Below are 20,026 nucleotides of genomic sequence, written 5' to 3'. Positions count from 1 at the left end.
GCGCCGGGGGTGGAGGGCCTGTCGGCTGCCGGGCTCGGCAGCCGACGTCACGGTCGCAGCGGCTGGCCGCTCCGGCTCGAGTCGACGACGTTGAGGATGGCCTGGGCGGTGTCGACGGCGTACTGCCTCTCGTCCAGCAGTCCTTGGTGGCTGGCGCCGGGGATCACCCGGTGCACGCTGTTCGCGGACAGCGTGGTGGTCCTGTTCTGCGCGGTCATCCAGGACGCGGGGTGCCCCCCGGCGGTGATCACGACCAGCGGCTTGTCGCCGAAGTCGCGTAGCGAGGCAGCTTCCTGGCACGAGTCGCCGGCTCGCAAGTACTCCTCGGCGGTGCTGCGGACGGTGGCCGCCTGCGCGGCGTCGAACCGCAGCTGCTCTTCGGAGCGGGCCGGGAGGCTGCCGCCGGCGAGCTCGCCGTACAGACGCGTCAGTCCGACGCGAGCGGTGAGGGAGGCCAGGACGGAGACCCTACCCACGGCGTCGTAGGAGCCTTCGCCTCCCGTCGAGGGGATGACGGACTCGGCCGGTTCGCTCGATGCGGTGGAATCGATGAGCACCAGCCCGGCGACCTCGTGGGGGTAGTGCGCGGCGAAGATCCGCACGTAGAGGCCCCCGAAGGAGTGCCCGGCCAACACGTAGGGCCCCGAGACTCCCGCCCGGTGCAGCAACGTGTGCAGGTCGGTGGCGATTCGTGCGCCGTCCTGGGGGCGGTCGGCGGCCTGGCTCCCGCCTCGGCCGGCCCGATCGTAGACGCAGACCCGGGTCTGGGCCGCCACGGCGGGGGCGATCCACCCCATGCTGGCCGACGTCCCGCCGGCGCCGGGCTCCAGGACGACCGTCGGGCTCCCGGAGCCGGCGCAGGCCAGCCGCAGTTGATAGCCGCCGACGTCGATCAGACGACCGGAGCCCAGATAGGGGTTCGGGTCGGCGGCTTCGCGCACCGTTTGCCAGCCGCCTCCGACCGCGCACAGCGCCAGGATGGTGAACACGAGATAGAGCTGCACCCGCCCGCCGCGGCTGCCCATGTCCCGGCGCACCCGGACCACCATCCAGACCACCAGGGCCAGGAGCAGCGGCGGCCACACCCAGCTGAGCACCTCACGCATCGCCGAGCCGAAGGCCAGCAGCAGTAGTCCGCCCAGCCCCATGACCAGCGCGGGGACCGCGGCCCACCGCTGGGGTTGGTCGGTGAAGCGCTGCGAGAGCAGGAGCAGCACCGTCCAGCCCAGCGCGAAGCCGCACAGGACCGCGCCGGTGATCGCACTCTCCTCGACCGGGATGAACGGGACGGCGACCAGCAGCAGCGCGGCCACCGATCCCGTCACCAACGAGACCGCGACGAGCCGACCCAGAGGCCCCCTCGGCCGGGGCGGAGATCCACCCGCGACGTCCTGGCCGTCGAGCCCGGGGACGGACGCGGCAGCGGCGGGCTGGGGCCGCGGCCGGGGGAGGAAGGCCATCGGCGTCAGACCATCAGGACGATCCGCCCCGACGCTGACCCGGCTTGCAGGGTCGCGACGGCGTCGGCCGCCTTCACCAGGGGATAGCTCGGTCCCAGCACCGGGCGCACCTGGCCGGCCGTGACGAGCTCGTTGAGCTGGTGCAAGGTGTCGGCGTTCTCCTTCGCCACGAAGACGCGGAGGGACTGGCGCACGAACGGCGAGAGCACCATCGCCCCGAGCTGGCGCTGGAGGCCGCCGATCCACCGGTCCGCTTCGCCGCCGACGATCACCAGCCGGCCCCGCGGGGCCAAGGCGCGGCGTAGCCGACGGATCGGCGTGCGGCCGAACACGTCGAGGATGACGTCGTAGTGGCGGCTGCCGTCGGTGAAGTCCTCGCGGGTGTAGTCGATGACGACGTCCGCGCCCATCTCGGCGGCGAGCCGCTGCCCCCGGGGGCCGCACACGGCGGTGACCTCGGCACCCGCTGCCTCGGCGACCTGCACCGCGATGCTGCCGACCGCCCCCGAGGCGCCCACGACGAGGACACGCTCGCCGGGCCGCACCCGGCCGTGGTCCCGGACGGCCTGGAGGGCCGCGAACGCCGCGTAGGGCAGCACCGCGGCCTCCTCGAAGCTGAGCTCGGCGGGCTTGGGAGCGACCTTGCCCTGCGGGGTGGCGACGTACTCGGCGTAGGCGCCGCGGCCCGCGCCGTACACCTCCTCGCCCACGACGATGCCGGCCACGTGGGGACCGACCGCCGCCACCCGGCCCGCGAAGCTGACGCCGGGCACCCTCACCTTCGGGACCCGCAGCCCCGTGCCCAACCGCATCAGGTAGGGCCGCCCGGTCATGAAGTGCAGGGCGCCACGATCGACCCCGGCGGCCACCACCTGCACCAGCACGTCGTCGTCGCCGACCGCGGGGCGAGCGACGTCCTGGGCGGTGAGCGTCGACGCGCCGCCGTACTGGTCCTGCACGATGGCCTTCATCTCGAGCGTCCTTCCGAAGGAGCAGCCTTACCGCCGACCCTGCTGCTCATGCCGACCGTGGGCCAGCGGCCTCCTGCCCCCGACCCGGAGTCGAACGACCCTCCCGGCGCGCGAGGCGACGTGCTCACGACAGGTAGGTTCCGCGGGTGGACATCACGCGGATCGGACCCGCCGACTGGGAGAGCTTCCGGGCCGTGCGACTAGCGTCGTTGTCCGATGCTCCAGCGGCCTTCGGGTCGCGATATGCCGACTGGGTCGATGCCCCCGCCGAGCGCTGGCAGGCCCGCCTGAGCCAGGTCCCGCTGACCCTCCTCGCGCACGAAGCGACGACGGTGGTCGGCGTCGCCAGCGGACAGCCTGACGGAGAGGGATGGGTCGAGCTGATCTCGATGTGGGTGGCTCCGGCCGCCCGAGGCACGGGGGTGGCCGGTCGACTCATCGGCGCGGTGGTGGAGTGGGCCGCCGGCCAGGACAGGAATACCTACCTGATGGTTCGCAGCGACAACACCCGCGCGCGAAAGTCGTATGAACGCGCTGGGTTCGTCGACACAGGGATCCCCCAGGACTGGCCGGCCGACGAGGCCCCGGAGCATCGGATGGAGCTGCGCACCTGACACCGCCGCCCGATCCCACCGCGCGGTGTCGGGGCTCGGAGAGAGCCTGCGGAGTTCAGGCCCGAGCTTGGACATGCCGACGAACGGCGGCGGTCAGGAGCGGCAGCGCCTGCCCCAGGTAGGCGATGGCCAGGACCGCGGCGCGGCCGCTGTCGAGAGCGGCGAGCCCGAAGATCACCGCGCCCATCAGGGCCAGGACGACCACGAGGCCGCGAGCCACGCGGCTGCGCCGCGTGTAGACCAGCCGCAACAGGACAACGCCGATCGCCAACCAGAACACGGCCGCAGGCCCCGCGTCGGCGCCGTAGTCGGTGCAGGCGACCTGCAGCAGCAGGAAGGCTCCCGACGCCAGCAGCCACCGGCGCACGGCCGAGGCATCGGCCCCGGGAGCGCCGGCGGCGCTACGTCCCGAGTCGGCGCGCGTGCGTGCCGATCCGCTCACCGTGCCCTCGATCGGCGCCATGGAGGCCATTGTGCCGCTCGACGGTCGCCGAGTTCGGCAAACAGGTGGGATAGCGGCGCCTGTTGCCGAAGTTGCACTTCAGCAAGGAGCCTCGATGGCACACTCCAACCCGTGAACTCGGACACGACGCCCGGCCCCCAGGCGCCGGACGGGACAGGACCGGCGCGGAAGACCCGTCGTCGCACGCTGAGGGTGACGTCGGCAGCGGCTGGCGTGGTGTTGCTCGCAGGACTGGCGGCGGCGGGATGGTGGTGGCGGCATCCGGCGGCGTTCACAGAAGCTGGTGGCTGGGGCGTCGGCAACAAAGACTTCCCCCTGGGGGTCCCGCTCTATGTCGGCATGAGCTACGAGGAGCGCGGCGCCAGCGGCGCAGCCACCATCCACGCCGTCCGAACCCACGTCGTGTCGGACTCGGCCGGGGCGCGCATCGAGTTCTTCGTCTGCACCATCGACAAGTCGGCCGGCGTGGGTGCCATCGGCACGTACCGCGGATCGACGATCCACCATGACTGCTCATCGTTGCTGCCCGCCGAGGGCGCCACGCTGAGGTTGAACGCCGACCCTCGCCAGCAGCTCGTGATGGCCGTCAGCCTGACGCACGCTGGGCGGGTCCAGATCCAAGGCGTCGACCTGGACTACAACTACGGCTGGCAGCACGGGACTCAGCGCATCGGCGGCGACGTCGACGTACGGCATCGCAACCACTGACCACGGCCCACTCGCCCGAAGCCCGGACCGGCCCCGCTCCCCGGGCGACCTCGCAACAGGCGTCGTCCAGCCAAGCTGTTCGCCGAACCTGCAGCAGTCTGCCGAACTCGACCCTGCCGGCGGAACCTAGACCGGCACGAGCTCGACGGCCCCGACGGCGTACCTGGCCAGGATGATGCGGGCCAGCTCGGGGTGCGCGCCGAGGGGGTCGGAGACCGCGATGGCGCCGGCCTCGAGCGCCAGCTCGGCGGCCCGGTCGGGCAGGAACCCGGGTGCCAGGAAGAGCGAGGCCACCGCGATGTGGCGCCGGCCCTCGGCGCGGAAGGCGCGCACGGCCTCGCCGGCGGCCGGGGGAGCGGCCGAGGCGAACGCCGCGGACACCGGCAGCTTGTGGCGCTGCCCCCACACCCGGGCCAGGCGGGCCACGGTCTGGTTGGCCAGCGCGTCGCTGGAGCCGGCGGCGGCCAGCACCAGCGCGTCGAGCTCGCGGACCCGGGCTGCCCGCAGCGCGTCGCGCATGCGCACGTCGAGCACCTCGAGGAAGCAGGCCTCCAACCCGAGGATCGAGGTGGTGCGGATCCTCAGGCCCTCGTGCCGGGCGGTCGCCTCGGCCACGGCTCGGGGCACGTCGACCTTCGCGTGGTAGGCCTCGGTCAGCAGCAGGGGCACCACGACGATCTCGTCGTACCCGGCCTTGACCAGCCGGTCCACGACCGTCTGGAACGACGGCTTGGCCAGCTCGAGGAACGCCTTCTCGATCCGGAGGTCCGGACGCATCGCGCGGACCTCGTCGACCAGGGCGGTGATCGTCGCGGCGGACCGGGGGTCACGGCTTCCGTGAGCCAGGGCCACCAGGGCAGGAGCAGCCATCAGCTCGGCCTCCTCTGTGTTGCCGGTGCATCCGGGGTGGTGGGGTGACGACGACCGACGGCGCTGTCGGCCAGGGTGCGGGGGGTCATGAGTGGATCCCGCACTCGGTCTTGGTGGTGCCGGCCCAGCGGCCGCTGCGCGGGTCCTCGCCGGGGGCGACGCGACGTGTGCAGGGCCAGCAACCGATGGAGGGGTACCCGTCGTGGACGAGCGGATTCACCAGCACGCCGTTCTCGGCGACGTAGCGGTCCACCTGCTCGTCGCTCCAGCGGGCGAGGGGGGAGACCTTGACCTTGCCCTTGCGGGGGTCCCAGCCGACGACCGGCGCGATCACGCGGTTGTGGGTCTCGGCGCGGCGCAGGCCGGTCGCCCACGCGTCGTACCCCTCCAGGGACTCGGCGAGCGGCCGGACCTTGCGCAGCTGGCAGCACAGGTCGGGATCGGTCCGGTAGAGGTCCTTGCCGTACGCCGCGTCCTGCTCGGCCACCGTCTGCCGGGGCGAGATCGTGAGCAGGTTGACGTCCAGCGTGGCCTCGACCGCGTCGCGGGTGCCGAGGGTCTCGACGAAGTGGTAGCCGGTGTCGAGGAAGACCACGTCGACGCCCGGCGCTACCGACGCCGCGAGGTGGGCCAGGACGGCGTCGGCCATCGAGGCGGTCACGCAGAACCGTTCGCCGAAGGTCGCCACCGCCCACTCGATGATGTGCTCGGCGGGCGCGAGCTCCAGTTCGGCCCCGACGTGGGAGACGAGGTCGCGCAGCTCCTCGGGCGAGCGCCCCTCGGTGTGGGTGCCGCGGAAGTTGCGGGCCGAGGCGGTCGCGGCGGTGGTCATGACGCACCTCCCGGGGTGGGCGAGGGCCGCAGCTGGCCGAGCATCTTCACGGTGAAGGCGCGCAGGCAGGACCGGCACTCCCAGCCGCCGTGGGCGGCCTCGTGCGGCCACAGGTCGGTGTCGCCGCAGTAGGGGCAGTGGAAGGGGACGGCGCGCTCGGACATCAGACCGCCTCCAGCGAGCGCTCGCCGCGCAGCGAGGCCTCGTCGGCCCGCGCCACCCAGGCGGCGAAGCTCTCGCCCTCCTCGCGCTCGGCGAGGTAGGCGCTCACCACGTCGGTCACGTAGTCGTCGAGCCCGGCGCTGGTGACCTTGTGGGCGCGCAGCTTGGCGCCGAAGCCGTTGGTCAGCCCGATGCCGCCGCCGAGGTGCACCTGGAAGCCCTCGACCTGGGAGCCGTCCTCGTCGAGCACCAGCTGACCCTTGAGGCCGATGTCGGCGACCTGGGTGCGCGCGCAGGCGTTCGGGCAGCCGTTGACGTTGATGCTGATCGGGGTGTCGAGGTCGGGGAACCGGCGCTCGAGCTCGGCGATCAGGTCGTGCGCCCGCTGCTTGGTGTCGACGATCGCCAGCTTGCAGAACTCGATGCCGGTGCAGGCCATCGTGCTGCGCCGCCAGTTCGACGGGCGCGCCGAGAGGCCGATCCGGTCCAGCTCCTCGATGAGCGGTTCGACGCGGTCGGCCTCGACGCCGATCACCACCAGCTTCTGGTACGCCGTGAGCCGGGCGCCGGCCGCGCCGTACTGCTCGACCAGGTCGCCGAGCGCGACCAGCGTGTCGCCGTCGATGCGGCCCACGGTCGGCGCGACCCCGATGTAGAACCGGCCGTCGCGCTGCTCATGGACGCCGATGTGATCCCCGCTGTGCGCGGCCAGTCCGGGGGACTCGGCGCGGGGCAGGCGCCGGTGGAGGTACTCGTTCTCGAGGACGTCGCGGAACTTCTCCACGCCCCAGTCCGCGACCAGGAACTTCAGCCGCGCGCGGGAGCGGAGCCGGCGGTAGCCGTAGTCGCGGAAGACCCCGATCACGCCCTCCCAGACGTCCGGCACGTCGTCGAGGGCGATCCAGACCCCGAGCTTCTGGGCGAGCATCGGGTTGGTGGACAGCCCACCGCCGACCCACAGGTCGAAGCCGGGGCCGTGCTCGGGATGGTCGATGCCGACGAAGGACACGTCGTTGATCTCGGGGGCTCCGTCGAGCGAGGGGTGGCCCGAGATCGAGGTCTTGAACTTGCGCGGCAGGTTGGAGTACTCGGGGTCGCCGATGTAGCGGCGCTTGATCTCGGCCAGCGCGGGGGAGCCGTCGAGGATCTCGTCCTTGGCGACGCCGGCGACAGGGGAGCCCAGGAAGCCGCGGGGGGAGTCGCCGCAGGCCTCCTGCGTGCTCAGGCCGACCTCGGCGAGCCGCGACCAGATCTCCGGGACGCTCTCGATCTCGACCCAGTGGTACTGGATGTTCTGCCGGTCGGTGATGTCGGCGGTGCCGCGGGCGAAGTCCCGGGAGATGCCGCCCAGGGTGCGCAGCTGCGCGGGGCCGAGCAGCGCGCCGTCGCTGCGCACGCGCATCATGAAGTAGCGGTCGTCGAGCTCGTGGGGCTCCAGGGTGGCGGTCTTGCCGCCGTCGAAGCCCGGCGCGCGCTGGGTGTAGAGGCCCATCCAGCGGAACCGGCCGCGCAGGTCCGCGGGGTCGATGGAGTCGAAGCCGCGCTTGCTGTAGATCGTGCGGATCCGGTCCTCGACGTTCAGCGGGTTGTCGTCCTTCTTCTGCTGCTCGTTGGCGTTCAGGGGCTCGGAGTAGCCCAGCGCCCACTGACCCTCGCCCTTGTTGCGGCGCGGCCGGGTGGCGCCCGGGCGGGTGGGGGAGTTGGTGGCGGCGGGGTGCGCGGCGTTCATGCGAGGCGTTTCCTTGACGTGAGAAGACGCAGGGGCATCGTCAGGGTCCCGACCTCGTCGTCGGGGTCGGCCTGCCGGACCGTGCGCCCGTGGACTGGAGGTCTGGGGCGAGGAGCCGCCGGAAGAACGCCCGGCGGGCGTTCGGACCGAGGCGGCGGTCAGGAGGGCCAACACATCATGCTGCGGGTGCGCCCGAGGTCCACGTGGCGTCGAACCACGAGGTACGCGTGCGTCGCAGCGATGTTCATGTCAAGCAGTCTCAGGGATCGGACGAGCCGATCACAAATCCAAATCTCGCATACTGAGAAGTAACGCCACATAGTGAGATGGATGAGCGGATCCGGGCCGGCGTCCCGTCCGCTCCGGCCGGCGGACCATCCCCGGACGCGGGATGGGCCCGTGGGCGCCTCGTCACTAGGCTGGGGCCCATGACGGACTCCGACGCCCTTGACCGGCTCACCAGCAGCGCCTACCAGCAGGCCCTCGAGGTCATCGCCTCGGTCGAGCCCCGGATCGCCGACGCGACCCGCCAGGAGCTCGCCGACCAGCGGTCGTCGCTGAAGCTGATCGCCAGCGAGAACTACGCCTCGCCCGCGGTGCTCATGACGATGGGCACCTGGTTCAGCGACAAGTACGCCGAGGGCACGATCGGGCACCGCTTCTACGCCGGCTGCCAGAACGTCGACACCGTCGAGTCGATCGCCGCCGAGCACGCCCGCGAGCTGTTCGGCGCGCCGTACGCCTATGTCCAGCCGCACTCGGGCATCGACGCCAACCTGGTCGCGTTCTGGTCGATCCTGGCCCATCGCGTCGAGACCCCGGCGCTGGAGAAGCTCGGCGCCAAGAACGTCAACGAGCTCAGCGAGGCGGACTGGGAGACGCTGCGCCACGAGCTGGGCAACCAGCGGCTGCTCGGCATGTCGCTGGACGCCGGCGGCCACCTCACCCACGGCTTCCGTCCGAACATCAGCGGCAAGATGTTCCACCAGCAGCAGTACGGCACCGACCCGGAGACCGGGCTGCTCGACTACGACGTGGTCGCGGCCAAGGCGCGCGAGTTCAAGCCGCTGGTGATGATCGCCGGCTACTCCGCCTACCCGCGGCGGGTGAACTTCGCCAAGATGCGCGAGATCGCCGACGAGGTCGGCGCGACGCTGATGGTCGACATGGCGCACTTCGCCGGCCTGGTGGCGGGCGGGGTGTTCGCCGGCGAGGAGAACCCGGTGCCCTACGCCCACCTGACGACCACCACCACCCACAAGTCGCTGCGCGGCCCGCGCGGCGGCCTGGTGCTCGCCCAGGAGGAGTACGCCGGGGACGTCGACCGCGGCTGCCCGATGGTGCTCGGCGGCCCGCTCTCCCACGTGATGGCCGCGAAGGCGGTCGCCCTCGCCGAGGCCCGCCAGCCCTCGTTCCAGACCTATGCGCAGCGGGTGGCCGACAACGCGCAGTCGCTGGCCGCCGGCTTCCTCTCGCGCGGCGCGAGGCTCGTCACCGGCGGCACGGACAACCACCTCGTGCTCCTCGACGTCACGTCGTTCGGCCTCACCGGGCGCCAGGCCGAGTCGGCGCTGCTCGACGCCGGCGTGGTCACCAACCGCAACTCGATCCCGGCCGACCCGAACGGCGCGTGGTACACCTCCGGCATCCGGCTGGGCACCCCCGCGCTGACCACCCGCGGCTTCGGGCACGACGAGTTCGACCGGGTCGCGGAGCTGATCGTCGAGGTGCTGTCCGGCACCGAGGCCGGCACCACCAAGGCCGGCGGCCCCTCCAAGGCGTCCTACCTCACCGCTGACGGTGTGGCCGCCAAGGTCAAGGACGCCGCCGCCGAGCTGCTCGACAAGCACCCGCTCTACCCGGGCCTCGAGCTCTGATTCGTTGAGTTGGGCCCCCCGCCGGGCTGAGTTGGGCCCGCCGCCGGGTTGAGTTGGGCGTCCCGCCGGGTTGAGTTGGGCTCGCCGCCGGCGGGAGGCCCAACTCGCACCGGTGCGGGGCCCAACTCAACGTGACGCCCGCCAGAGGTACTCCACCTCGGGGCGGCCGCTGCCGCCGTAGCGCTGGCGCCGGGCGGCCAGCCCGGTGTCGGCGAGGTGCTCGAGGTAGCGCCGGGCGGTGACCCGCGAAGTGCCGACCAGTTCGGCCACCTCGCTGGCCGACCGCCCTGCACCGGCCTCGCGGAGGGCGTCGGTGACCCCGCGCAGGGTCTCCACGCTCATGCCCTTGGGCAGCTCGCTGCCGGGCGCCGCACCGCGCAGCGAGCCGAACAGCCGGTCCACCTCGTCCTGCACCACCTCGGCCGGTGCGGCGGCGAGCTGCTCGCGGTAGCCGGCGTACTGCTCGAGCTTGCTGCGGAAGCCCGCGAACGTGAACGGCTTGAGCAGATAGAGCACCACCCCCTGGGCGACCGCGTGCCGCACCACGTCGGCGTCGCGGGCCGAGGTGACCGCGATGACGTCGCAGAGATGGCCGGCGGCGCGCAACCGCTGGAGCAGCCCCAGCCCGTGGCCGTCGGGCAGGTGCATGTCGAGCAGGATCAGGTCCACTCGCCGGTCGGCGGCGAGGAACCGCATCGCCTCGGCGGCGGAGCGGACCACGCCGGCGACCTCGAAGCCCTCGACCCGGGCCGTGTAGGTGGCGTGCGCCTCCGCGGCGAGCGCCTCGTCCTCGACGACCAGCACCCGGACCGTCATGCCTGGATCCCGCCGACGCCGACCTCCGAGCCCGAGACCGTGGGCGACCCGGTGCGCGACCCGGTGCGCGACCCGGGGCGGGGCAGCAGGACGATGAACTCGGCGCCGCCCAGGGGTGAGCTGCCGACACTCACCTCGCCACCGTGGCGCCGGGCGACCTGGCCGACCAGGGCCAGCCCGACGCCGCGGCCGCCGTTCTCGGCGCCCTCGACCTTGGTGGTCCAACCGCGGTCGAACGCACGCGCCGCCTGCTGCTCGGTCAGCCCGGGGCCGCTGTCGCCGACGGTCACCCGGACACCGTCCGGACCGCCGGCCAGGTCGACCGAGACCCGGGCGTGGGGGAGACCGGAGACCGCGTCCAGGGCGTTGTCCACGAGGTTGCCCACAACCGTGACCAGGTCGCGCGAGGCGACGCCGAGGTCGGCGGCGGGCAGCTCGCCCTCGACCTCCAGGTCCACCCCGCGCTCCGCGCCCTCGGCGCTCTTGCCCAGCAGCAGCGCGGCGAGCACCGGGTCGCCGACCGCGCCGACCACCTGGTCGGTGAGCCGCTGCGCCAGCCGCAGCTCCTCGGTGGCGAAGGCCACCGCCTCCTCGGGCCGTCCCATCTCCACCAGCGAGACCACGGTGTGCAGCCGGTTCGCCGACTCGTGGGTCTGGGCGCGCAGGCTGTCGGTGAGACGGCGTACGACGTCGAGCTCGCCGGTCACCGACCGCAGCTCGGTGTGGTCCCGCAGGCTGACCACGGCGCCCACCTCGTGGCCCTGCCACGAGGCCGGCGCGGTGCTGACGACCAGCACGTGGTCGCCGGTGACATAGATGTCGTCGGACTCGGGGGTGCTGCCGAGCACCGCGGCGACGAGCGCGGGCGGCAGGTCGAGGTCGCCCAGTGGCCGCCCCACCACGTCGTCGGGGAGGTCCAGGAGCCGGCGCGCCTCGTCGTTGACCAGCTGGACCCGCTCGCGGTCGTCGATGAGCAGCAGACCCTCGCGGACGGCGTGCAGCACCGCGCTGTAGTACTCGTACATCCGGGTGATCTCGCGCTCCCCGAGGCCGTGGGTCTGGCGGCGCAGCCGGCGACTGATCAACCAGACGCCGAGGGCGCCCACCCCGGCGACGAGCAGCCCGACGAGCAGGATCAGCGCCAGGTCCCGGCGTACCTGCTGGTCGATGTGGGTGATGGTGATGCCGACCGAGACCAGCGCCACCACCCGGCCGGTGTCGTCGAAGACCGGCACGACCGAGCGCATCGACGGCCCGAGCGTGCCGGTGTACTCCTGGGTGAAAACGTGGCCACGCGGAGCCTCGCCCAGGTCACCGACGAACGGCTCCCCGATCCTGCTCGGGTTGGGATGCGTGTAGCGGGTGCGGTCGGGCTTCATGACCACCACGAAGTCGACGCCGGTGTCGTGGCGGATCCGCTCGGCCAGCGGCTGCAGCGTCTTGGAGGGGTCGGCGTCGTCGAGCGCGTCCAGCACCGTGGGTGAGTCGGCCACCGACTCCGCCACCGCCACCGCCCGGGCCGTCGCGGAGCTCCGGGCGTTCTGCCGCGCGTCGTAGAGCGCCAGCGCGGTGGCGACGACGACGAGCACCACCACGACGAGCACCTGCAGCCACAGGAACTGACGGGCCACCGACGGCTCGTCACTGCTGCCAGGCCTGCCCATGACAGGGATTGTGCCGCACCGCGCGGGCCGTGAACTCAACGACCAGAACGGTGACCGCCGTCACAGTGGCGCCCACGATGGTCGACGACCGCCCGAACCCCGGACCGGCAAAGCGATGCACGGAGGAACCGATGAGCGTCACCGTCCCCCCACCGCGGAAGCCCGCCGCGGCACCCCCGCGGAACCGCACCCACTACCTGTATCTGGCCGTCATCGTCGCGGTGGGCCTCGGCGTCCTGGTGGGCCTGCTGGTCCCTGACACCGCGGTGCAGCTCAAGCCGATCGGCACCGGGTTCGTCGCGCTGATCCGCATGATGATCCAGCCAGTCATCTTCTGCACGATCGTGCTCGGCGTCGGGCGGGTCGCCAGCGCGGCGAAGGTCGGCAAGGTCGGCCTGCTGGCGCTCGTGTACTTCCTGGTGATGTCCACCTTCGCGCTGGCGATCGGCCTGGTCGTCGGCAACGTGCTGCACCCGGGCTCGGGCCTGCACCTGGACGGCACCGCCGCGGCCGCCGGCCAGAGCGCCGCCGCCGACGGCGCCGGCAGCACGACCGACTTCCTGCTGGGCATCATCCCGGACTCGATGTTCTCCTCGCTGACCTCAGGTGAGGTGCTGCAGACGCTGCTGGTCGCGCTGCTGATGGGCTTCGCGCTGCAGGGCATGGGTACGGCGGGGGCGCCGATCCTCACCGCGGTCGAGTACGTCCAGAAGCTGGTGTTCCGCGTGCTGGCGATGATCATGTGGGCCGCCCCGATCGGCGCCTTCGGCGCAATCTCGGCCGTGGTCGGCGCCACCGGCATCGACGCGCTCAAGAGCCTCGCCGTCTTGATGCTGGGCTTCTACATCACCTGCCTGATCTTCGTCTTCGGCATCCTCGGGACCGTGCTCAAGGTCGTCACCGGCGTGAACGTGTTCTCGCTGTTCCGCTACCTGGCCCGCGAGTTCCTGCTGATCCTGTCGACCTCGTCCTCGGAGTCGGCCCTGCCGCGGCTGATCGCGAAGATGGAGCACGCCGGGGTGGAGCGCACGACCGTCGGCATCGTGGTGCCCACCGGCTACTCCTTCAACCTCGACGGCACCGCGATCTACCTGACCATGGCCACGCTGTTCGTCGCCGACGCGCTCGGGCAGCCGATGGGCATCGGGTCGCAGATCTCGCTGCTGGTCTTCATGGTCATCGCCTCCAAGGGCGCGGCCGGCGTCACCGGCGCCGGCCTGGCCACCCTGGCCGGCGGGCTGGCCTCCCACAAGCCGGCGCTGGTCGACGGGGTCGGCCTGATCGTGGGCATCGACCGGTTCATGTCCGAGGCGCGGGCGCTGACGAACTTCGCCGGCAACTCCATCGCCACCGTCCTGGTCGGCAGCTGGACCGGCGGCCTGGACCGGGCCCGGCTCGACCGGGTGCTGGCCGGGGAGCTGCCCTTCGACGAGAGCACCATGCTCGACGACCAGCCCATCCACCAGCCCACCCACCAGCCCGACCCCGGCGTGGTCGCGGGCCAGCACGGAGCCCCCACGGCGGCCCAGCCCGCCTGACCCGTCGAGTTGGGCCTCCCACCGTGATGAGTTGGGCCTCGCGCCGGTGCCAGACCGGTGCGAGGCCCAACTCGGTGCGGCACGGGGCCCAACTCAACGAGGGGTCAGAGGGCGGTGCGAGGCCCAACTCGGTGCGGCACGGGGCCCAACTCAACGAGGGGTCAGAGGGCGGGTACGGCGCGGTCGACGATCGTGCGCAGGTCGCCGGAGGCGAGGGCGAGGGCGCCGAACGTGCCGTCGTAGGACGTGCCGAGGCGCGAGGCGCAGAACGCGTCGGCGACCTCGGCCGGGGCGAAGCGGACCAGTAGCGCCCCCTGCAGGCAGGCGGCCATCCGACCGGCCAGCCGGCGGGCCGAGCCCTCCAACGCGGCGGAGTCGCCGAGCAGGGCGAGGGTGTCGTCGACGGCCCGGTCCAGCCGCGGGTCCCCGCCGCGGGCCAGGCCGACCTCGGTGATCCAGGCGTCCAGCACCTCCGGCTCCCGGGCCAGCGCCCGCAGCACGTCGAGCGCGTTGACGTTGCCCGACCCCTCCCACACCGAGTTCAGCGGCGCCTCGCGGTAGAGCAGCGGCAACCCGGACTCCTCGACGTAGCCGTTCCCGCCCAGGCACTCCAGGGCCTCGGCCACCATCGCCGGGGTCCGCTTGCAGACCCAGAACTTCGCCAGCGGCAGCGCGATCCGGCGCAGCGCCGCCTCGTGCGGGTCGTCGGCCCGGTCCACCGCCGCGGCCAGCCGCATCGCCAGCACGGTCGCCGCCTCGGTCTCCACCGCCAGGTCGGCCAGCACGTTCTGCATCAGCGGCTTGTCGACCAGCAGCGACCCGAACGCCGAGCGGTGCGAGGCGTGCCAGCCGGCCTCGTTCAGCGCCCGCCGCATCAGCGACGTCGAGCCGAGCACGCAGTCGAGCCGGGTGGCCGCCACCATCTCGATGATCGTGCGCACCCCGCGCCCCTCCTCGCCCAGGCGGCGCGCCCAGGTGCCGCGGAACTCCAGCTCGGAGGAGGCGTTCGAGCGGTTGCCCAGCTTGTCCTTGAGGCGTACGACGTCGAGCCGGTTGCGGTCGCCGTCCGGCAGCACCCGGGGCACCACGAAGCAGGTCACGCCGGCTGCGGCCTGGGCCAGCACCAGGAACACGTCGTTCATCGGTGCGGAGGTGAACCACTTGTGCCCGTACAGGGTGAACTCGCCGTCCACCGACGTGGGCTCGGCCCGGGTGACGTTGGCGCGGACGTCGGAGCCGCCCTGCTTCTCGGTCATGCCCATCCCGGCCAGCGCACCGCGCTTGTCGGAGACCGGTCGCAGGCCCGGGTCGTAGCTGGTCGAGGCGAGCAGCGGCGTCCACTCCTCGGCCAGCGACCGATCGGCCCGCAGCGCCGGCACCGCGGCGTAGGTCATCGAGACCGGACAGCCGTGGCCGGGCTCGGTGTGCGACCAGGCCATGAACCCCGCGGCCCGGCGTACGTGCGCGTGCGGCGCCCCGGCCTCCTGCAGCTCCCAGGGCCGGGCGGCCAGGCCGTGGCCGACCGCGCGCTGCATCAGCCAGTGCCACGAGGGGTGGAAGCGCACCGCGTCCACCCGGCGGCCGTAGCGGTCGTACGGCGCGAGCTCGGGATGGTGCTCGTTCGCGAGCATCCCGTGCTCGCGGGCCTCGGCGGTGCCGGCCTCCGCGCCCAGCTCGAGGAGGTCGTCGAGCACCTCAGGCGAGCCGTGCCGAAGGACCGCCTCGACCAGCGGGCGGTCCGTCGTCACCACGTTGTGGCCGACGAGCGGCGGAGCCTGGTTCGTGACCTGCCGGATGTCGTCCGGGGTGAGCGGCGTCATGTGGTTACCGTAGGCCCATGGCGCATCCGGGGACCCGCCCGTCCGGGGCGGCTCCGGACCGGACCGCACGGGTTTCCGCATGGGCGAGCCGCGCCCGCGAGGTGATCTGGCGGCTGGTCGTGACGACCGTGAGCTCCTGCCTGCGGCACCGGGTCACCGGCCTGGCGGCCGAGGCGGCGTTCTTCGCGGTGGTCTCCGTGCCGCCGCTTGTCTTCGCGATGGCCGGGGCGATCGGCTACGTCACCGAGCGGTTCAGCCCGGCCCAGGTGGCCGACGTGCGGCAGGCGGTGATCGACCTCTCCGGACGCGCGCTCACCGAGAGCGCGGTGGACCGGATCATCGTGCCCACCATCGACGACGTGCTCAAGGGCGGCCGCTTCGACGTCATCTCGCTGGGCTTCGTGCTCGCGCTGTGGTCGGGCTCGCGCGCGCTCAACGTCTTCGTCGACACCATCACGATCATGCACGGCCTGGGGGGCCGGCGGGGCATCGTGCGGACCCGGGCGCTGTCCTTCGCGCTCTACGTCCTCGCGATGATCACCGGGGTGCTGACGATCCCGCTGGTGGTGGCCGGCCCGAACCTGGTGGGACGGTGGTTGCCGCCGAGCGCCGAGGTGCTCATGCACTTCTACTGGCCGTTCGTGGTCGTGCTGTGCATCTGCTTCCTGGCGACGCTGTACCACGTGTCGGTGCCGGTGCGGACCAACTGGAGCTTCAACCTGCCCGGGGCGACCTTCTCGCTGGCCGCCTGGATCGTCGGCTCTTACCTGCTGCGCTGGGTGCTGACGGTGACCGCGGCGGACTCCCGGTCGATCTACGGCCCGCTGGCGGCGCCGATCGCGGTGCTGATCTGGCTCTACCTGGTCGCGATCGCCGTGTTGATCGGGGCCGCGGTCAATGCCGCGTTCGACACGGTGTTCCCGCAGAAGAACACCCAGCGCGCCCGCCTGGAGCTGATGCAACGGCTGCGCGCCATGGCCGTCCGCGACCGGTCGTCATGATCGTCCACTAGGGTCCTCGCGTGTCCGACCCGTTCCGTGCCCCGACCTCGGGCTCCACCCGAGGCAAGGTCTCCCTGCCCGAGCGGGTCCGCTCGCCGTGGTGGGAGCTGTCCCGGCGGCTGGTGCTCGCGATGGTGATCCTCTTCGGCACGGTGCTCATCGTCTACCTCGACCGCGGCGGCTACCACGACACCAACGACCCCACCGGCCGCGTGAACCTGCTGGACTCGCTCTACTACACGACGGTCACGCTGAGCACGACCGGGTACGGCGACATCGCGCCGGTCTCCGAGCGCGCCAGGCTGGTCAACGCATTCGTCATCACCCCCGCCCGCATCGCCTTCCTGGTGCTGCTGATCGGGACCACCCTGGAGGTGCTCGCCTCGCAGGGCCGCGAGATGTTCCGGGTCGCCCGGTGGAGGAAGAGCATGGGAGAGCACGTCGTCGTCGTGGGCTACGGCACCAAGGGGCGCAGTGCGGTCGAGACGCTCGTGAACAACGGCCAGGACCGCGAGTCGATCGTGGTGGTCGACCCGAGCTCGACCGCGCTGCAGGACGCGCACGCCGACCGTCTCGCCGTCGTCACCGGGGACGCCACCCGGCGCGAGGTGCTGCGCCGGGCGGGGGTCGCCGAGGCCAGCCACGTCATCATCACCACCAACCGCGACGACTCCAACGTGCTGGCCACCCTGACCGTGCGGCAGCTCAACCCGGAGGCGTGGATCGTGGCGGCGGTCCGCGAGCAGGAGAACGTCGCGCTGATGCGCCAGTCCGGCGCCAACTCGGTGATCACCTCCTCCGACGCGGTCGGGCGGCTGCTCGGCCTCTCGTCGCTGTCCCCGACGCTGGGCTCGGTGATGGAGGACCTGCTGACCTACGGCGAGGGCCTGGAGGTGGCCGAGCGGGACCTGCTCGTCTCCGAGGTCGGCCGGCAGCCGCAGAGCCTGCCCGACCAGGTGATCGCGGTGGTCCGCGACGAGAAGGTCTACCGCTACTTCGACCCGGTCGTCACCCAGCTCGCCCGCGGCGACCGGCTGATCGTCGTACGCCCGGCCCGCGAGCTGCCCTGGGCCCCCCGGCCCGGCACCCACGGCGAGGACTTCGCCACCGACGACTGAGCCGGGGCCACCGACCCAGTTCCGGAATGGTCCGCCCGCGGTCGGCGCGGACGGCTAGCCTCGTCCTGAGGTCGGGGGTCCGGGATAGGGGAAGACGATGGCGGGGACGCGACAGCCCCGCGTGTGGTCGACGCCGGCGGCGGTGTTCGGCTTCACGCTGCTCTACGGGGTGCTGGGGATAGCGGGTCGGCTGACGGTCCACACCGGCAGCCTGTTCGCGCCGCTGTGGCCGGCCGCCGGCGTGGCGGTGATCTGGTTCCTGGCTCGCGGGGCCGGCGTGCGGAGCGTGGACACGGTTGCCCTGGCCGCGGCCGCCTTCGCCGTGAACGCGCTCACGGGCGCGCCGGCCGACATCGCGATGCTGTTCGCCCTGACCAACCTGCTGCAGACGCTGCTGACCGCCGGCCTGCTGCGGCGCTGGACGCCGGAGCTGTGGGGCTGCGGCGGCGACCGGCCGCTCGACTCGCCGCGCGTGCTGAGCAGGTTCGTGGCCGCGGCGATGCTCGGCGCCGCCGCCACCGCGCTCGTGGGCGGCGCCGGTACGTCGCTGCTGACGGCGACGGGCGACCTCCTCGGTGGGCTCACCGACTCGCTGGTGTGGTTCGGCCGTGACCTGGGCGGCGTGCTCGGCATCGCGTCGTTCGGCCTGCTGCTCGGCCAGCGCCTGGACACGCCGCGCGCGCGCCGCCCGAGCCTGCGCACCACCAGCACCACGGAGCTGGTGGCGCTGGTGCTGTTCAGCGTCACCGTCTACGTCCTGGCCTTCGCCGTGGACGACGCACCCCTGGGGTTCCCGCTGCTGACTGCCTCGGTGTGGGTCGGGCTGCGGTTCCGCACGCTCATCGTCGCAGCCCACTACGTCGCCGTCGGCGCGGTGGCGATCCGGTTGACCCTGGCCGGCATCGGCCCCTTCGCCTCCGTCGACGCCCCGACGGTCTCGGCGCTGGTCGTGCAGCTCTACGTGGTCACGATCGTGCTGACCTCGCTGACCCTGGCCACCGGCCGCGACGAGCGCGAGCAGCTGCAGCGGGCGCTGCGGCACTCCGAGGCCGAGACCGACTTCGAGATGCGGGTGCGTGAGGCCGCCATCGGCTCGATGACCTCCGGCCTGCTCGTCGTCGACGAGATCGGCGACGTGCTCCTGCACAACGCTGCGGCCCGCGAGCTGTTCGCTCCGGCGGGGGAGGAGGTGAGCCGATCCTCCCTCGCCGACGTCCGGCTCACCCGCCCCGACGGCTCCGAGGTTGCCTTCGGGGAGCGGCCCACGCAGCGTGCGCTGGCGGGGGAGGCCGTGCCGGAGACGGAGCTGCTGATCGCGGTGGACGGTCGTCCGGAGCGGGTGCTCGCCGTCTCGGCGGTGCCGTTGCCGCGCGACGACCTGGGCGGCCGGGCCCGGGCACTGCTGCTCTGCCGGGACTCCACCACCGACCACGCCAGCCGGGAGGAGCTGTCGGCGTTCGCCCGGGTGGTGGCCCACGACCTGCGCAACCCGCTGGCGGCCATCGACGGCTGGACCGAGCTGGTCGCCGACGAGATCGCCGCCGGTCAGCCGCCGCTGGAGCTCACCGCGCAGCTCATCGGCCGGGTGCGCTCCTCGACCGCGCGGATGCGCGAGCTGATCGGCGACCTGCTGACTCATGCCACCAGCGGCCGGGGCGAGCTGGAGCTGGTGAGCGTCGACGTCCGGGCCCTGGTCCTCGACGTGGCCCGCACCCGCCACGCGGAGCGCGAGGTCGACTGCGGCGACCTGCCGCCGGTCGCCGGCGACCCCGTCCTGCTGCGCCAGGTCTTCGACAACCTGGTGGGCAATGCGCTGAAGTACGTCGCCCCCGGCGAGCGGCCACGTGTGACCGTGCGGGGTCACCGCACCGGCGACCTGGTCGCGGTCGAGGTGGCCGACGAGGGCGTCGGGCTGCCCGGGGGCGAGCACGATCGGGTCTTCGAGGAGTTCCACCGGGCGCACCGCGGCGACTACGAGGGCAGCGGCCTGGGGCTGGCGATCTGCCGGCGCATCGTCAGCCGGCATCGCGGCACGATCGTGGCCCGGGACAATCCGCTGGGGCATGGCACGGTCTTCGAGGTGACGCTGCCCGCCGCCGCGCCCGCGGACCAGGTCGGGGAGCGGTGCGGTGGCTGCCCGGTGGATCCAATGGACCCGGTGGACCCGGCGGTTTCGGTCGGCCCAGTGGGCCCGGGTGGGAGCACCGGGGCGGCTCGCGGGACGGCTCGCGGGGCGGGCGCCGACGACGGGTCCGCGGGCGAACCCGCCGTACCCGTGGGGTGATGCTCACCCCTTCGGGTGTGTTGTCGCCCTGCCGGAGCAGCGAGTCTGGGGGCGCCCGCGGCGACGCGGCTCACCGTCCCCGTGGCACGGGGGTCCGGG

Annotated in this window: 17 protein-coding genes; 7 read left to right on the top strand and 10 right to left on the bottom strand. The window is 72.7% G+C overall.

The window, feature by feature from the left end:
• Positions 1-47 precede the first annotated feature (47 nt).
• Both BJZ21_RS20965 and BJZ21_RS11245 read right to left on the bottom strand, forming a co-directional pair.
• On the bottom strand, positions 48-1,325 hold the full coding sequence (locus BJZ21_RS20965; RefSeq protein WP_218851444.1) for an alpha/beta fold hydrolase: 1,278 nt from the start codon (positions 1,323-1,325) through the stop codon (positions 48-50).
• A gap of 140 nt (positions 1,326-1,465) precedes the next feature.
• Positions 1,466-2,431: an NAD(P)-dependent alcohol dehydrogenase gene (locus BJZ21_RS11245; RefSeq protein ID WP_179663828.1), complete on the bottom strand. Its 966-nt coding sequence runs from the start codon at positions 2,429-2,431 to the stop codon at positions 1,466-1,468.
• Positions 2,432-2,577: 146 nt separating this feature from the next.
• Between BJZ21_RS11245 and BJZ21_RS11240 the strand changes: the two genes are divergently transcribed.
• Positions 2,578-3,045 carry a GNAT family N-acetyltransferase gene (locus BJZ21_RS11240; protein ID WP_179663827.1) on the top strand — a complete coding sequence of 156 codons (468 nt, stop codon included), beginning with the start codon at positions 2,578-2,580 and terminating at the stop codon, positions 3,043-3,045.
• A 55-nt stretch (positions 3,046-3,100) separates the two neighbouring features.
• Here BJZ21_RS11240 and BJZ21_RS11235 read toward each other — a convergent pair whose 3' ends face one another.
• On the bottom strand, positions 3,101-3,508 hold the full coding sequence (locus BJZ21_RS11235; RefSeq protein WP_179663826.1) for a hypothetical protein: 408 nt from the start codon (positions 3,506-3,508) through the stop codon (positions 3,101-3,103).
• 111 nt (positions 3,509-3,619) lie between these two features.
• On the opposite strand from BJZ21_RS11235, the gene BJZ21_RS11230 reads away from it, so the two are divergent.
• Positions 3,620-4,216 carry a hypothetical protein gene (locus BJZ21_RS11230; RefSeq protein WP_179663825.1) on the top strand — a complete coding sequence of 199 codons (597 nt, stop codon included), beginning with the start codon at positions 3,620-3,622 and terminating at the stop codon, positions 4,214-4,216.
• 126 nt (positions 4,217-4,342) lie between these two features.
• Here the strand turns inward: BJZ21_RS11230 and BJZ21_RS11225 are convergent, their stop codons facing one another.
• The 4 genes from BJZ21_RS11225 to BJZ21_RS11210 all read right to left on the bottom strand — a co-directional run bounded on the left by BJZ21_RS11225 (position 4,343) and on the right by BJZ21_RS11210 (position 7,809).
• Entirely contained in the window at positions 4,343-5,086 is a 744-nt protein-coding gene (locus tag BJZ21_RS11225) for a sirohydrochlorin chelatase (RefSeq protein WP_179663824.1), read from the bottom strand.
• Positions 5,087-5,171: 85 nt separating this feature from the next.
• A complete protein-coding gene (locus BJZ21_RS11220) occupies positions 5,172-5,918 on the bottom strand; it encodes a phosphoadenylyl-sulfate reductase (protein WP_179663823.1) in 747 nt (248 codons plus the stop codon).
• Positions 5,915-6,082 (bottom strand): hypothetical protein, encoded by a 168-nt coding sequence (locus BJZ21_RS11215; RefSeq protein WP_179663822.1) that lies wholly within the window; start codon positions 6,080-6,082, stop codon positions 5,915-5,917. The genes BJZ21_RS11220 and BJZ21_RS11215 overlap by 4 nt, the downstream gene beginning before the upstream one ends.
• Positions 6,082-7,809 (bottom strand): nitrite/sulfite reductase, encoded by a 1,728-nt coding sequence (locus BJZ21_RS11210; protein WP_179663821.1) that lies wholly within the window; start codon positions 7,807-7,809, stop codon positions 6,082-6,084. Before BJZ21_RS11210 ends, BJZ21_RS11215 begins: the two co-directional genes overlap by 1 nt.
• Before the next feature lie 428 nt (positions 7,810-8,237).
• Between BJZ21_RS11210 and BJZ21_RS11205 the strand changes: the two genes are divergently transcribed.
• Entirely contained in the window at positions 8,238-9,686 is a 1,449-nt protein-coding gene (locus tag BJZ21_RS11205; RefSeq protein ID WP_179663820.1) for a glycine hydroxymethyltransferase, read from the top strand.
• 126 nt (positions 9,687-9,812) lie between these two features.
• Here the strand turns inward: BJZ21_RS11205 and BJZ21_RS11200 are convergent, their stop codons facing one another.
• Together BJZ21_RS11200 and BJZ21_RS11195 are read right to left on the bottom strand one after the other, a co-directional pair.
• On the bottom strand, positions 9,813-10,502 hold the full coding sequence (locus tag BJZ21_RS11200) for a response regulator (RefSeq protein WP_179663819.1): 690 nt from the start codon (positions 10,500-10,502) through the stop codon (positions 9,813-9,815).
• Complete coding sequence (locus BJZ21_RS11195; RefSeq protein WP_179663818.1) at positions 10,499-12,166, bottom strand: ATP-binding protein; 1,668 nt, start codon at positions 12,164-12,166, stop codon at positions 10,499-10,501. The genes BJZ21_RS11200 and BJZ21_RS11195 overlap by 4 nt, the downstream gene beginning before the upstream one ends.
• A 131-nt stretch (positions 12,167-12,297) precedes the next feature.
• Here BJZ21_RS11195 and BJZ21_RS11190 point away from each other — a divergent pair, with 131 nt between their 5' ends.
• On the top strand, positions 12,298-13,704 hold the full coding sequence (locus BJZ21_RS11190; RefSeq protein ID WP_179663817.1) for a cation:dicarboxylate symporter family transporter: 1,407 nt from the start codon (positions 12,298-12,300) through the stop codon (positions 13,702-13,704).
• Positions 13,705-13,865: 161 nt separating this feature from the next.
• Here BJZ21_RS11190 and BJZ21_RS11185 read toward each other — a convergent pair whose 3' ends face one another.
• Complete coding sequence (locus BJZ21_RS11185; protein ID WP_179663816.1) at positions 13,866-15,524, bottom strand: acyl-CoA dehydrogenase family protein; 1,659 nt, start codon at positions 15,522-15,524, stop codon at positions 13,866-13,868.
• Positions 15,525-15,541: 17 nt separating this feature from the next.
• Here BJZ21_RS11185 and BJZ21_RS11180 point away from each other — a divergent pair, with 17 nt between their 5' ends.
• The 3 genes from BJZ21_RS11180 to BJZ21_RS11170 all read left to right on the top strand — a co-directional run bounded on the left by BJZ21_RS11180 (position 15,542) and on the right by BJZ21_RS11170 (position 19,927).
• Positions 15,542-16,525: a YihY/virulence factor BrkB family protein gene (locus BJZ21_RS11180; protein WP_179663815.1), complete on the top strand. Its 984-nt coding sequence runs from the start codon at positions 15,542-15,544 to the stop codon at positions 16,523-16,525.
• 20 nt (positions 16,526-16,545) lie between these two features.
• Positions 16,546-17,643, top strand: a complete 1,098-nt coding sequence (locus BJZ21_RS11175) for an NAD-binding protein (RefSeq protein WP_179663814.1) — start codon at positions 16,546-16,548, stop codon at positions 17,641-17,643.
• A 97-nt stretch (positions 17,644-17,740) separates the two neighbouring features.
• The gene (locus BJZ21_RS11170; RefSeq protein ID WP_179663813.1) at positions 17,741-19,927 is read left to right on the top strand and encodes an ATP-binding protein; all 2,187 of its coding nucleotides are present in this window, start codon (positions 17,741-17,743) and stop codon (positions 19,925-19,927) included.
• Positions 19,928-20,026: the final 99 nt, after the last annotated feature.

This window comes from Nocardioides panaciterrulae (assembly GCF_013409645.1).
GTDB lineage: Bacteria > Actinomycetota > Actinomycetes > Propionibacteriales > Nocardioidaceae > Nocardioides > Nocardioides panaciterrulae.
Note: the sequence above shows the minus strand (reverse complement) of the source record. Positions and strands in the feature narration are given on the sequence as shown.